Origin of the sequence: Leucobacter sp. OLIS6 (assembly GCF_002752355.1) — a bacterium.
In the GTDB taxonomy this organism is placed as follows: domain Bacteria; phylum Actinomycetota; class Actinomycetes; order Actinomycetales; family Microbacteriaceae; genus Leucobacter.
This window is the reverse complement of the sequence record NZ_MRAV01000014.1, coordinates 215,166-227,877: the sequence shown is the minus strand read 5'-3', so window position 1 is coordinate 227,877 and position 12,712 is coordinate 215,166. Positions and strand designations below refer to the sequence as shown.

Sequence of the window (12,712 nt, the reverse complement as noted above, 5' to 3'; positions counted from 1 at the left end):
CGCCTCGACCGCCCGGGCGAACGGTTCGGGCGAACGGCTCGTGCGAAGCCGCAGCTATCCGTCCGTTTCGAGCTCCCGGCGGCGCATCAGCGCGAGCGCCGCGCCGCCGGCGAGCACCAGCACCAGCAGCAGCCAGAAGAGCCCGCGCAGGTCCGCGCCGCTGCCCTCGGGAACCGGAGCCACCGCGAACGGCGAGAGGTTCACGACCCAGTCCGGCGCCCCGAACAGCGGAGCGAACAGACCCAGCATCAGGGTGACGAGCACCAGGCTCCAGCCGAGGCCGATGGTCAGCCGTGGGAGGACCACGAACACGAGTGCGGTGACCGCCGCGAACACCGCGGCGGCGGCGGCCTGTCCAGCGCTCGAGATCACGGCGTCGCGCAGCAGCGAGCCGTCGCCGGCCTGCACTGCGCCGAGTGCGGAGCCCGCGACCGCGAGCGCGAGGATCACCACGACGCCGACGAGCGCAACCACCACGAAGGACGCGAGCCAGGCCACCCGGTCGACGGCTGCCGAACGCACCAGCTCCGCCGTGCCGTGCGCCTCCTCCTGGCGCGCCCGGGACACGGTCTGCACCGCGAAGCAGGCGGCGAGCACCCCGGCTACCAGGTAGAAGATCACGATCATGCCCTGGTTCACGCTGCCGCCCTTGGCCAGCGCCTGCAGCAGCTGCTGCACCGCGGGCACCTTGCCGCCCATATCGGTGACGACCGAGGCGAGTCCGGTCGCCAGCGCACCCGTGAGCAGGGCGCCGATCCCCCAGCCGAGCAGCGACCCCCGGGTCAGTCGCCACGCGAGCGCCCAGGTGGATCCCAAGGAGGCCGGTGCGAACGCCGGGCCCGGACGTTCCGGCACCAGACCGCCGTCGAGGTCGCGCACGCCGTGCAGCGCGTAGGCGAGGCCGACGAGCACGACGGCGAGGCCGAGCGCCGCCGCCAGCGGCGCCCAGTTGTCGTCGGCGAACGGGCGAGTCTGCTCGATCCACCCGAACGGAGAGACCCACGCGAGCCAGGAGCTCTCGATGCGCTGCAGGTCGGCGCTCGGCGTCCCCAGCGCGTTGCCGATGCCCGAGGCCAGGAACGTCGCGAGCAGGACCCACACCCCGAGGGAGTTCGCGCCCCGGCTCGTGCGCATGAGTTGCGCCGCGCAGAGCCCGACGGCGAGGAACACCAGCCCGGCCGCCGCGGTGCCCGCGCCCGCCACGAGCGACCCACCCGGAGCGAGGCCGAGCGCGAGGGTGACGGCAGCGACCAGCACGCCCAGCAGAACCGACGCACCGGCGCCCTCGATGAGGGTCGCCGTGAGCGGGGCCGAGCGCCCCGCCGGCGTCGCGCCGATCAGCTCGGCGCGACCCGATTCCTCATCGCCCCGTGTATGCCGCACCGCCAGGAACAGCGCCATGAACGCGGCCATCATCGCCAGCCAGGGCAGGATCAGGAACAGCATGAACGCGGCGTCGTCGGGGCCCGAGGGCAGACCGCGGAACAGCAGGATGACGGGGTTCGCCACGACGGTCTGCAGCAGCACCTTGCGCTCGGCGAGCGAGCCGTAGCTGGCGGACACCCCGCTCTGCGCGGAGTAGGCCAGCAGCACGGTCGCGATGATCCAGAGCAGCAGCTGCACCCGGTCGCGACGGATCCGCAATCGCAGCAGCGGCATCAGGGCGGGCATCACGCGCCTCCCGCTGCGTGCCGCGCATGCCGTCGCCCCGCCCGGGTCGCGGGGTCGACGCCCGGCGAGCCGCTCGCCGGGTCGTCGCCGTAGTGATGCAGGAAGAGCGTCTCGAGCGTCGGCGGCTCGATGCGGAGCCCCGTGACGCCCAGCCGGGCGAGCTCGGGCAGCAGGGCGGACACCCCGTCGCTCGGGGCAGTGAAGCGCACCCGCCCGCCGCTCACCTCGAGGTCGACCGCGCCCGGCACGTCGGGAACGCGGCCGCCCTCGGGCTCGACGAAGGAGATCTCGGTGCTGGTCAGGTGCCGCAGCTCGGCCAGCGTGCCCGAGTCGACGATCCGGCCCGCGCGGATGATGCTCACGCGGTCGCAGAGCTGCTCGACCTCCGAGAGGATGTGGCTCGATAGCAGCACCGCGGCGCCCTGGAAGCGCACGCGCTCGACCTCCTCGCGGAACACGACCTCCATGAGCGGGTCGAGACCGCTCGTCGGCTCGTCGAGGATGTAGAGCTCGGCCGCGACCGAGAACGCCGCGATCAGCGCGACCTTCTGGCGATTGCCCTTGGAGTACGAGCGACCCTTCTTGCGCGGGTCGAACTGGAACGCCCGCGCGAGCCGATCGCGCTCGGAGCGGTAGTCGGCGCTGCGCGTGTCGGCGCCGCGGAGCCGGGCGAGCAGGTCGATGATCTCGCCGCCCGTGAGGTTCGGCCACAGGCTGACGTCGCCGGGCACGGAGGCGATCCGACGATGCAGCTTCGCCGCGTCGTTCCAGGGGTCGCGGTCGAACACCTCGGCCCGGCCGCCGCTCGGGCGAGCAAGCCCCAGGAGGATCCGGATGGTGGTCGACTTGCCCGCGCCGTTGGGCCCGAGGAAGCCGTGGACCTCACCCGCGGACACCGAGAGATCGAGGCCGTCCAGTGCGCTGACCCGACCGTAGTTCTTCTGCAGCCCGACCGTGCGGACTACCGCATCTTCGCTCATGGCGCTCACACTACGCCGGTCGGGATCAGATGGTGCAACACCCGAATATCGCTCGGGCCGCTCCCACAGCGGCCGCTCAGGGTTCGGGATCGTCCTCGCGTTCCCACGCGATCCCGATGAGGCGCCGGAGTACTCCGAGATCGATATCGGAGAGCCGCTTCACATACACGCAGCCCGCCCCCTCGGTGTACCGCCCGAGCTCCGCCAGCAGCGCCGCGCCGGCGGGCAGGTCCTTCAGCCCGTAGAGCGAGAGCGACGACTTCCGCGGCGAGAATCCGGCCCTGGGCCAGGTGCCGCGCGTGCGCGGGTTGGCTGCGGAGATGTAGCGGTAGGAGCCGTAGCCGACGATCGACGGCCCCCACATGACGGGCTCGACCCCCGTGACCTCCGTGAAGATCCGGGCGAGCTCGATCCCGTCGGTCCGGCGCACCGCGGGGGTCGCGGCTTCGAGGAACGCATCGACATCGGCGTCGGTCGGGCCGGTCTTGACAGCTGACATGGCTCCATTGTGCACGCTCCGAGCGGCATACTGGACGGATGACCGTTTCCACCGCGCGCACTCCGTCGCGCTGGGTCGCACCGGTGATCGGAGCGTTCGCCGCGCTGCTCGGTTTCTGGGGCTCCTGGATCCCCTCCTACTGGGGCGACGAAGCGGCCAGCCTGATGTCGGCCGTGCGGCCCCTGCGCTCGCTCCCCGCCGAGCTGCTGCACGTGGACGCGGTGCACGGTGCCTACTACCTGCTGCTGCACGTCTGGGTCGATCTGCTCGGCCCGAGCGAGGCGGCGACCCGCTCCCTCAGCGCGATCGCGATCGGCATCGCGGCCGCGGGAATCGTGATCCTCGGGGCCCGCTGGTGGAAGCCGAGCGTCGGCGTCACGGCCGGCATCGTCTTCGCCCTGCTGCCGCGCACGACCGACCTCGCGGTCGAGGCACGCAGCTACGCGCTCTCGATCGCCGCCGCGGTCTGGCTGACGCTCTGGGTCTCGTCGATCATCCGCCGCGGCGGAGCCCGCCGGTGGGAATGGATCGGCTACGCGGTCGCCACGGTCGCATCGGGCGCCCTCTTCCTGTACCTGCTCTTCCTGCCCGCCGTGCACCTGGTGGCCGCACTCACCGCGACCCGCGTCGGCGCGGATCCGGCGCTGCCCCCGACCCGGGCCGCCCGCACCCGCGTGCTGCGCGGCTGGCTCCGCGCGACCATCGCGGCCGCAGCACTGTCGCTGCCGTTCGTCGTCCTCACCCTCGCGCAGAAGGATCAGGTCGCGTTCCTCGCCAACCGCGGCTACCTGACCCTGCAGAACATCCTCGCGACCCAGTGGTTCAGCACTCCCGGAACCGCGATCGTGCTGTGGACCCCGATCCTGATCGGCACCGTCGCGTCGCTCTCGCACGGCCGCCGGGGCTCGCTCGGCCGGTTGGCCGCCGGCCTCGGCGCCGCCGCGGGCACGCGCGAGTCGGATCCGCACGCGTCCCGATCGGTACCCGCGATCTGGCCGACGCTCGTCTGGCTGCTACTGCCGACCCTCGCGCTCGTGCTGCTGGACATTGCGATCGCGCCGACCTACAACATGCGGTACACCGCCTACTCGCTGCCGGCCGCCGCCCTGCTCGCGGGAGCGGGCCTCGTCGCCCTGGCCGGCTTGATCGCGCGCGGCCCGGGCGCTTCGGCATCGCTGGTGATCTGCGGGCTCCTCGCCGTGGCCGTCGCGGCCGCGCCGCACTACGCCTCCCAGCGCACCGAGTTCGCGAAGGACGGCGGCGCCGACTTCCGCGCCGCCGCCGACGTCATCGCCGCGGACGCCGGGCCCGGGGACGCGCTGCTGTTCGGCGAATCGGTGCGCCCCTCGCGCAACCCGCGACTCGTGTACCGGCTGTACCAGGACCGTTTCACCGGCCTGGCGGACCCACAGCTCCGAGCCGCATACGACCGCAAAGCCGGACTGTGGGATACGCTCGCTCCGGTGTCGGATGTCGCCCCGGAGCTCACCGCACGGCGGATCTGGCTCATCGAACGCCCAGCCGCGGGGCACACGGCCGCCGATACTCTGACGCTCATGGACGCCGGCTACCGGCTGGTGCAGCGGACGATACTGCCGCGCACCGAGGTGCTGCGGTTCGAGAAGACAACAGGAGGGAACCCGTGAACGGTCGCGCGGTCGTGGTGCTCCCGACCTACAACGAGGCGGAGAATCTGCCGCGCATGGTGTCCCGGATCCAGGCGGTGCTGCCCGAGGCCGCGATCCTCGTCGTCGACGACGCATCCCCCGACGGCACCGGCCGCATCGCCGACCGCTACGCCTCCGCGGACCCGGCCTTCCACGTGCTGCACCGGCCGGGCAAGGGCGGTCTCGGCCCCGCCTACGTCGCCGGTTTCGCCCGCGCCCGCGAACTCGGCTACCGCGTCATCGTGCAGTCCGACGCCGATGGTTCGCACCGCCCCGAGGATCTGCCCGCGCTGCTCGCCGCGCTCGACACGGCGGACGTCGCGGTGGGATCGCGCTGGGTGCCCGGCGGCGGTCTCGGCGGGCACTGGCCCTGGTACCGCAAGCGGATCTCCCGCGTCGGCAGTCGCTACGCCGGAACGCTGCTGAGACTCCCCCAGAAGGACATCACCGGCGGATTCCGCGCCTTCACCGCGGACGCGCTGGACGCGATCGGACCCGGCCTCGTCACGAGCCGCGGCTACTGCTTCCAGATCGAGATGCTCGACCGGGCGGCGCGCTCGGGCTGCCGTATCGCCGAGGTCCCGATCACCTTCGACGATCGGATGCACGGCGTCTCGAAGATGTCGCTCCCCATCGTGCTGGAGGCGTTCCGGCGGGTGACCGGCTGGGGCCTCTCCCGCTTGTTCCGCCGCCCGAAGCCGCTGCCGCAGATCTCCCGAAGCGAAGCCCGTGCTTGATCACCCGCGCCGACGCACGGACGGGGTGCGCACGCTCGTGCGCCAGCTCTTCCAGTTCGCCATCGTCGGCGGCTTCGGATTCGTGGTCGACGTCGGCCTGTTCAACCTGCTGCGCGCGCACCCGCCGACCGGGCTCGCGGACCAGTGGCCGATCATCGCGAAGTGCTTCTCGGTGCTCGCGGCGATCGCGGTCAATTGGATGGGCAACCGCTGGTGGACCTTCCGGTCGTCCCGCCGGCGGAACACCGCGCGCGAGGCCGTCGAGTTCCTCATCGCGAGCCTCATCGGCAGCGGCGTCTCGCTGCTCTGCCTCTGGATCTCCCACTACGTGCTCGACCTGCGGTCGGTGCTCGCCGACAACATCTCGGCGAACTTCATCGGGCTGGCGCTCGGCTCGGCCGTCCGGTTCGCGGCCTACCGGTGGTGGGTGTTCGCCGAGCGCCGCATCCCCGCCGAGGACCGCGTTCAGTAGCCGCGCAGCCGACCGCGCACGAGCCCGATCGCCTCGGCCCGGCTGCCCGCCCCGAGCTTCGCGAACAGCGCGTTGACGTGGCTCTTCACCGTCGCGACCGAGATGAAGAACGACGCTGCGATCTCGGCGTTGCTCGCCCCCGAGGCGATGGCCGCAAGCACCTCGCGCTCGCGGGGCGTGAGCTCCGGGAACCCCGCCCTGAGCGCAGCCGCGTCGACGGGAGCGCCCTCGGCCGAGACCTCCCGCGAGCCCAGCGGCCCGCTGCCCGGCGCGGGCGTCCCATCGGCGCCTCCGCCGACGAACGCACGCACCAGCTGCCCGGCCGCGGACTCCGAGAACACGGTCCCGCCCCGGGCCACGGAGCGGATCGCGTCCACGAGCTGCACCCGGCCGGCGTCCTTGGTGAGGAAGCCGCGCGCACCGGCGGCCAGAGCGGAGCGCAGCGAGGCGCCGTCGTCGAAGGTCGTCAGCACGAGCACGGCGATCCCGGGGTGCTCGGACCGCAACCGCCGTGTCGCCTCGACGCCGCCGATGCCGGGCATCCGCAGGTCCATGAGCACGACATCGGGTCGGGTCTCGCCCGCGAGTTCGACCGCGCGCTCGCCCGTCGCCGCCTCGCCGACGACCGCGAGCTCGGGGCTGAGGTCGAGGATCGTGACGAGGCCGTCGCGCACGATGTCCTGGTCGTCGGCGACGAGCACCCGGATGGGTGCGGGCTCGGTACCGGTCATGCTGCGGCCCCGAGGAACGGCACCGTCACCGACAGCACGAATCGCCGCAGACGCAGCCCCGATTCGTCATCGAACGCGTGCTCGCCGGCCTCCATCGCGGCGGGCGGGCCGAGCGAGAGCACCCGCTCACGCAGGCCTCGCAGACCGAAGCCGCCACCTGGGATCTCGGTGACATGCCCGCCCTGCGCGAGCGCGTTCTCGACGCGCAGTCGCACCGTATCGGTTCCGGGCTCGAGCAGCAGGCGCGTCGTGCCTCCCCCGTGCTTCCGAGCGTTCGCGAGCCCTTCCTGCGCCGCCCGTTCGATCGCCATCGCCGACGCCGCGGACACCGTCTTCGCCCGCAGTTCGACGCCCTCGGGCAGCACCGCTTCGAGGTCCCCTCCCACGGCGCTCGCGATCGAGCCGATGCGATCCCGCAGGATCGGCCACGGGACCGGGGCTTCGTCGTTCCCCTCGCGCAGGGCATGCACCGCCGCGCGTGCCTCCCGGAGGCCCTCGACCGCGAGCTCCCGGGCCGCGGCGACCCGCTCGCCGGCGGCCTCAATCCGTCCGGCCTCGATCTGCAGCGCGACGGCGTCGAGCTGCACCACCAGGCTCCCGAGGCTGTGCGCGAGCACATCGTGCAGATCACGTGCGAGCGAGCGCTTGCGCGCCTCGTCGCGAAGTGCGAGCTCACGCTCCGCTGCGCGCGCCCGGTCCCGGGCGGTGGCGGCCCGCTGTCGCCAGCCCAGTCCGGCCGCGATGCCGATCCCGAGGCCGAAGAGCGTGTTCACCAGCTGCGAGATGGACGCTCCGGCGAAGCCGGCGCCGAGGCAGTGCAGCAGGATCGCCGCGCCGCAGACGGCGAGGGCCGCGCCGATCGGGGCGGCGATCTCCGAGAGGAGGATCGCCGCGGCCACCGCCGCGGGGAACGTGCCGATCCCGTTCGTCGCCCCGGAGCTCGCGCTCGCCAGCAGCGCCGCGGCACCGGCAGCGGCAGCCATCAGCACCTCCCATCGACGCAGGCGCGGGTCCGGGTTCCCCGTCGTGAGCGAGCTCGGCCCGGTCGTGGGGATCGCGATCAGCGCGATCAGCCGCACGGCCAGGAGGGCGAGCGAGAGCGAGAGCAGGACCGTCGCCCAGAGCGGGGACGATTGCAGCGCGAGGAGCCAGACGCTCAGGCCGATCACCGTCGCCTGGAGCACGATCGTGCTCCAGGGCCGGCCCGGCACGAGCACCAGTGGATTCTGCATGCCCTCATTCTGCCGTCGGCATCCCCCGTCCGGCACCCGCGCGCGCTGATCTCCACCTGCCCGACCCGATCTCCACCCGGATCTCCACCCGCGGGTGCATGCCCCCGGACCGGCACCGCGCGAGGCTGGGAGCATCCCGTTCCCGACCGACCAGGAGCACCCCGTGTCCTACACCTCGTACATCCCCGCGCTCATCGCCGTGGTCTGGCTGCTCGTGCGCCAGCTCTCCGTGCGTCCGCTCAAGGATCGCCCCGCTCTCGCGCTGATCCTGCTCATGATCGGTGCCGCGCAGACCGCGCAGTTCGCGCAGGACACCCGCATCGACGGACTCGATGTCGCGCTCGGCCTCGCCAGCCTCGTCGTCGGTACCGGACTCGCCGCGGTACGCGCCCACACCGTGCGACTGTGGCGCGACGGCGACGCGGTGCTCACGCAGGGCACCGTCTGGACCCTGCTGCTCTGGATCGTCGGCATCGGCCAGCACCTCGTCTTCGAGTTCTTCACGCACACACGCGGCTTCGGCACCGCGACCCTCCTCGTCTACTTCGGTGTCGTGCTGCTCGTGCAGCGTCTGCTCCTGAGCCGCCGGGCCCGTCTGCTGCACCTCACGGCCCCCGCGGACTCTCGGCGTGGCGCATTTGGCGACGAAGCCCGTGCATAGGCTATGCTTGCAGGGTTGCCTCGTGAGCTTGCTCGCAGGGTACGCATGGTGGCTATAGCTCAGTCGGTAGAGCACCGGCTTGTGGTGCCGGTGGTCGCGGGTTCAAGTCCCGTTAGCCACCCCAAGTCAAACAGCCCCCGACTTCAGAGTCGGGGGCTGTTTTGTTTTCTCAGGCCTGGTGCTGCAGGGAATGCGCCCGGGCCCCAATGGCCCGGGCGCACGGTTCAGTCGAACAGCACCACGCTCCGCGCCTCCGAGCCCGCGCGCATCGCGGCGAAGGCGCCGTTGACCCCTTCGAGCGGGATCCGATTCGAGATCAGCAGGTCGAGCGGGAGCCGGCCCGCGAGGTACAGCGCCGCATAGCGCGGGAAGTCCCGCGCAGGCACGCTGCCCCCATAGTTGGAGGCGATGATCGTGATGCCGCGGTAGCAGAGATCGAGCACGTCGAACGGGATCATCGAATCCTCCGGCGGCATGCCGACGAGGACCGCCCGTCCGCCCACGCGGACGTGCGACGGCAGCTCGGGGATCGTGCGCGCATTGCCGATCGCCTCGAAGGCGACGTCGGCGCCGCCCCCGGTGATCCGCTGGATCTCCGCCGCCGTGGCGTCGTCGGCGAGCAGCGCGTGCGTGGCGCCCGCCCGCAGCGCGAGCTCGAGCTTCTCGGGATTGCGGTCCACCGCGACGATCGGGTGCGCGCCGGCGAGCCGCAGGCCCATCAGGATCGACAGTCCGACTCCACCGCAGCCGACGACAACGGCGGACTCCCCCGAGGTCACCCGGGCATTGTTCAGCACCGCACCGATCCCCGTGTTCACCGAGCAGCCGATCAGCGCGGCGACATCGAAGGGGAGGTCCTCGGGCATGCGGATCGCAGCGCTCGCGGGCACGACCGCGTACTCGCTCATCGATCCGACGGCGAGATAGGGGAAGACGTCTTCGCCGGTTCGCGACAGGCGGGTGGTGCCGTCCGGCATCACGCACTCGTTCGAACGCAGATCGGTGCAGGCCCAGGGTGTGCCCGACTGGCAGTTCACGCAGCTGCCGCAAGCCTGGTTCCAGACGAGCGCGACGTGGTCGCCCACAGCAAGGCCGGTCACGCCCTCGCCCAGTTCCTCGACGATGCCGGCGCCCTCGTGCCCCATCACCGTCGGCGAGGGGACGTTCCATTCGCCGTCGAGCACGTGCCGGTCGGACCCGCAGATGCCCGAGGCGCGCACGCGCACGAGCACCTCGCCGCGGCGCGGTGCCGCCACTTCGATCCGGCCGATCTCCACCTCGTCCCCGGTGCCCGAGTAGATGGCTGCGGCGCTCGTGCGAGCGGTCATGCGGATGCTCCTTCGATGATGGGGGCGGACGCGCCCCGGTGGACGATCGCCGGCGCCTGGGCGCCCGATCGGGATGGGACCCCGCGCGGACCCTCGGGGCCGAATACGTAGTCGGGGTCGGGGTTGATACGCAGCAGTCCCCAGTAGAGGAGGCTCGACAGCAGCAGCGCCACCGGCAGGCTCACGTCGGCGCCTCCGGCGACCCCTCCCCAGAGGCCCACGAACTGGCCGGGCAGATTGACGAACATCACGCCGGCGATCGCCCCGACGGCCCAGGCGATGACCGCATTGACGTTCCAGCCGTGCTGGAACCAGTAGATCCCGCCCGTCTCGCGGCGGCTGAACACCAGCAGCGGCTCGACGTCGTACCAGCCGCGCCGGACGACGTAGCCGATCAGCATGATCGCGATCCACGGCACCGTGCAGACCACCAGCAGCACTGAGAGCGTGGTGACGCTCTGCACCATGTCGAACACGAACTTGCCGACCAGGACGAACACGACGGTGATCGCGCCGATGAGGGCGGTCGAGGCGACGCGCCCCATGACCACGACGATGCTCGAGAAGTCGAGCCCGGTCCCGTAGAGCAGGCTCGTGCCCGTGGTCACGCCGCCGAGCACGCCGATGACGGCGAGCGGCACGAAGAACCACGTGGGCGCGCTGGCGACGAGCCCGCCCACGTAGTCGCCTCCGGCGATGAGCTCGGGCGAACCGACCGAGATGACCGACGCGGTGACGTGGCCGAAGAGGAAGGCTCCCAGGCAGGCGAGCTGCGCGAGCACGACGGCGACGATGAGGGACCTGCGGGGTACGGAGCGCGCGACGTAGCGCGAGTAGTCGCCGAGGAAGGGGCCGTACGAGATCGGGCAGGACATGGCGACGAGCACCGAGCCGAAGAAGCCCGCGATGTACACGGGATCGCTCCACCGATCGGCGACCCGGTGCGCGAGCACCGCACCGAAGTCGGCCTGGCTCGCGTAGACCACGATCCCGACGACGAAGAGCGCTCCGACGAGGATCGGCACGAAGCGGTTCAGGACCACGAGCATCCGGTAGCCGTAGACGCAGATCACGATCAGCAGCAGGGCCATCAGCGCGTACACGAGACCCGAGAGCAGGCCGGTCTGCTCGAAGCCGAAGAGCCGCGCGACGGACGCGAGGAGCGCGTCGCCCGATGCCCAGACCGCGAGTGCGAGGAAGGTGAAGGCGCCGAGGAGCGCCAGCAGGGATCCGATCAGGCGCCCGTGCGCACCGAAGTGGGCGGACGACGAGACCGCATTGTTGGTGCCGTTCTTCGGCCCGAAGAGCACCATGGGCGAGAGGATGAGCGATCCGACGAGCACGCCGATCACGATCGCGAGCACCCCGTCCCAGAAGGTGAGCCCGAAGACCACCGGGAAGGTTCCGAGCACGGCGGTCGAGACGCTGTTCGCACCGCCGAAGATGAGCCCGAAGATGTCCCGCGGTTTCGCCCACCGCTCCGATTCCGGGATCGGGTCGATCCCGTGCGCCTCGACGGCGAAGGTCGCCGCCTGCTCTGCTGTCTGCTCCGACATGGAGTGCTCCTCTTCGAGTTCCGGGTCGTCCGGTCCCGGGGCGCTCCCGGAATCGAACCGACTCGGGCAACTGTAGAAGCCCGTCGGCATGGTTTCCACCGAAAACGCAGGCTGGTTCACCACAGACTGCTCATACGTTTCAGGAATGCCCCGAATGAGCACGTAAACTATGCTCAGGCACCGAAGGTCAATATTTTTGCGCAGGCAGATCGCGCGACTTTCGAGCGATTCGAACCGAATGGGGGCGCAGTGACGGCGAACGAGGAGCTCGCACGACGGGTCCTGCGGGAGGTGCGCCAGGACGGCCGGGCCAGCTACACCGGCATCGCGAACCGCCTCGGCATGCCGAGGCAGCTCGTCGCGACGATCGTCGAGGACGCCGTGCGCGAGCAGCGGATCCGACTGACCGCGACCGTCAGCCCCGACCTGCTCGGCATCACCCGCTATTCCTACCTCCTCATCCAGTCCTCCGGCCCGAGCGGGCCGATCCTCGACGCCCTGAACGCGATGCCGGAGACCTGCTTCGTCTCGGCCCTCGCGGGCACCGCGGGCGTCGACGCCGAGGTCCGGGTCGGCTCGGACGCGGACCACCAGCGGGTGCTCGGCGAGATCCGCTCGATCCCCGGCGTGAGCGGCATCTCCTGCAACGTCTACGAGCGGATCTTCGTCAACATCGATTCGCCGCTCCCCGATCCGGCGGCCGCGTCGCTGCGCATCGATCAGGTGGATCGCGGGATCATCGCGGCGCTCGAGCACAACGGGCGTGCGACGTTCCGAGAGCTCGGCGCAGCCGGCGGCGTCTCCCCCGCGAGCGCCAGGAACCGCCTGCACCGCCTGCTCCAGAACCGGGCGGTCAAGGTCGTCGGTCTACCCGTCCGCGACCATCAGGTGGGCCCGCCCCCGCTCGGCCTCGGGATCCGGATCCGCGGAGAACTGACGGCGGACATCATCGACCGCGTCTGCACGGTCGCCCCGGAGTTCCTCGCCTCGTCGAGCGGTTCGTACGATCTCATCTCGACGATCTCGGCCGAGACCCCGGAGGGCCAGCTCGCCAAGCTCGATGCGCTGCGCCGCATCGAACAGGTCGCGCTCGTCGACGCCTGGTCCCACCTGCGGATCACCAAGGAGCTCTACGGCCTGTCCGCCCTCGTGATCGGGTGATCCCGCTCGAAAACCGA

At 71.4% G+C, this 12,712-nt stretch carries 12 protein-coding genes and 1 tRNA gene; 6 read left to right on the top strand and 7 right to left on the bottom strand.

Going from position 1 to position 12,712, the window contains the following annotated elements; translation table 11 throughout:
- Positions 1 to 54 precede the first annotated feature (54 nt).
- The 3 genes from BMH31_RS11120 to BMH31_RS11110 all read right to left on the bottom strand — a co-directional run bounded on the left by BMH31_RS11120 (position 55) and on the right by BMH31_RS11110 (position 3,150).
- Entirely contained in the window at positions 55 to 1,671 is a 1,617-nt protein-coding gene (locus BMH31_RS11120; RefSeq protein ID WP_099725176.1) for an ABC transporter permease subunit, read from the bottom strand.
- On the bottom strand, positions 1,671 to 2,651 hold the full coding sequence (locus tag BMH31_RS11115; protein WP_099725177.1) for an ABC transporter ATP-binding protein: 981 nt from the start codon (positions 2,649 to 2,651) through the stop codon (positions 1,671 to 1,673). Before BMH31_RS11115 ends, BMH31_RS11120 begins: the two co-directional genes overlap by 1 nt.
- A 76-nt stretch (positions 2,652 to 2,727) precedes the next feature.
- Positions 2,728 to 3,150 (bottom strand): DUF1801 domain-containing protein, encoded by a 423-nt coding sequence (locus BMH31_RS11110; protein ID WP_099725178.1) that lies wholly within the window; start codon positions 3,148 to 3,150, stop codon positions 2,728 to 2,730.
- A 38-nt stretch (positions 3,151 to 3,188) separates the two neighbouring features.
- Here BMH31_RS11110 and BMH31_RS15760 point away from each other — a divergent pair, with 38 nt between their 5' ends.
- From BMH31_RS15760 to BMH31_RS11100, 3 genes are read left to right on the top strand one after another with little or no spacing between them, the layout of a single operon-like run.
- On the top strand, positions 3,189 to 4,796 hold the full coding sequence (locus tag BMH31_RS15760; protein WP_241898255.1) for a hypothetical protein: 1,608 nt from the start codon (positions 3,189 to 3,191) through the stop codon (positions 4,794 to 4,796).
- Positions 4,793 to 5,554, top strand: a complete 762-nt coding sequence (locus BMH31_RS15755) for a polyprenol monophosphomannose synthase (protein WP_241898254.1) — start codon at positions 4,793 to 4,795, stop codon at positions 5,552 to 5,554. The genes BMH31_RS15760 and BMH31_RS15755 overlap by 4 nt, the downstream gene beginning before the upstream one ends.
- Entirely contained in the window at positions 5,547 to 6,026 is a 480-nt protein-coding gene (locus BMH31_RS11100; RefSeq protein WP_099725179.1) for a GtrA family protein, read from the top strand. Before BMH31_RS15755 ends, BMH31_RS11100 begins: the two co-directional genes overlap by 8 nt.
- Here BMH31_RS11100 and BMH31_RS11095 read toward each other — a convergent pair.
- The gene (locus BMH31_RS11095; protein WP_099725180.1) at positions 6,020 to 6,757 is read right to left on the bottom strand and encodes a response regulator transcription factor; all 738 of its coding nucleotides are present in this window, start codon (positions 6,755 to 6,757) and stop codon (positions 6,020 to 6,022) included. The two genes, BMH31_RS11100 and BMH31_RS11095, sit on opposite strands and share 7 nt — an antisense overlap.
- Complete coding sequence (locus BMH31_RS11090; RefSeq protein ID WP_158234972.1) at positions 6,754 to 7,989, bottom strand: histidine kinase; 1,236 nt, start codon at positions 7,987 to 7,989, stop codon at positions 6,754 to 6,756. The genes BMH31_RS11095 and BMH31_RS11090 overlap by 4 nt, the downstream gene beginning before the upstream one ends.
- A gap of 163 nt (positions 7,990 to 8,152) precedes the next feature.
- Here BMH31_RS11090 and BMH31_RS11085 point away from each other — a divergent pair, with 163 nt between their 5' ends.
- A complete protein-coding gene (locus BMH31_RS11085) occupies positions 8,153 to 8,650 on the top strand; it encodes a hypothetical protein (protein ID WP_099725182.1) in 498 nt (165 codons plus the stop codon).
- Positions 8,651 to 8,698: 48 nt separating this feature from the next.
- Positions 8,699 to 8,774 (top strand) — tRNA-His (locus BMH31_RS11080).
- 100 nt (positions 8,775 to 8,874) lie between these two features.
- On the opposite strand, the gene BMH31_RS11075 is transcribed toward BMH31_RS11080, so the two are convergent.
- Entirely contained in the window at positions 8,875 to 9,978 is a 1,104-nt protein-coding gene (locus BMH31_RS11075; protein ID WP_099725183.1) for an alcohol dehydrogenase catalytic domain-containing protein, read from the bottom strand.
- Positions 9,975 to 11,534 carry a cytosine permease gene (locus BMH31_RS11070; protein WP_099725184.1) on the bottom strand — a complete coding sequence of 520 codons (1,560 nt, stop codon included), beginning with the start codon at positions 11,532 to 11,534 and terminating at the stop codon, positions 9,975 to 9,977. Before BMH31_RS11070 ends, BMH31_RS11075 begins: the two co-directional genes overlap by 4 nt.
- Before the next feature lie 249 nt (positions 11,535 to 11,783).
- On the opposite strand from BMH31_RS11070, the gene BMH31_RS11065 reads away from it, so the two are divergent.
- Positions 11,784 to 12,695: an AsnC family transcriptional regulator gene (locus BMH31_RS11065; protein ID WP_099725185.1), complete on the top strand. Its 912-nt coding sequence runs from the start codon at positions 11,784 to 11,786 to the stop codon at positions 12,693 to 12,695.
- Positions 12,696 to 12,712: the final 17 nt, after the last annotated feature.

Excerpts from the sequence above, each read along its gene's own strand:
- BMH31_RS11115 (WP_099725177.1), bottom strand. The coding sequence starts at position 2,651 with ATGAGCGAAGATGCGGTAGTCCGCACGGTCGGGCTGCAGAAGAACTAC.
- BMH31_RS11075 (WP_099725183.1), bottom strand. The coding sequence starts at position 9,978 with ATGACCGCTCGCACGAGCGCCGCAGCCATCTACTCGGGCACCGGGGAC.
- BMH31_RS11090 (WP_158234972.1), bottom strand. The coding sequence starts at position 7,989 with ATGCAGAATCCACTGGTGCTCGTGCCGGGCCGGCCCTGGAGCACGATC.
- BMH31_RS11110 (WP_099725178.1), bottom strand. The coding sequence starts at position 3,150 with ATGTCAGCTGTCAAGACCGGCCCGACCGACGCCGATGTCGATGCGTTC.
- BMH31_RS11095 (WP_099725180.1), bottom strand. The coding sequence starts at position 6,757 with ATGACCGGTACCGAGCCCGCACCCATCCGGGTGCTCGTCGCCGACGAC.
- BMH31_RS15760 (WP_241898255.1), top strand. The coding sequence starts at position 3,189 with ATGACCGTTTCCACCGCGCGCACTCCGTCGCGCTGGGTCGCACCGGTG.
- BMH31_RS11120 (WP_099725176.1), bottom strand. The coding sequence starts at position 1,671 with ATGCCCGCCCTGATGCCGCTGCTGCGATTGCGGATCCGTCGCGACCGG.
- BMH31_RS11070 (WP_099725184.1), bottom strand. The coding sequence starts at position 11,534 with ATGTCGGAGCAGACAGCAGAGCAGGCGGCGACCTTCGCCGTCGAGGCG.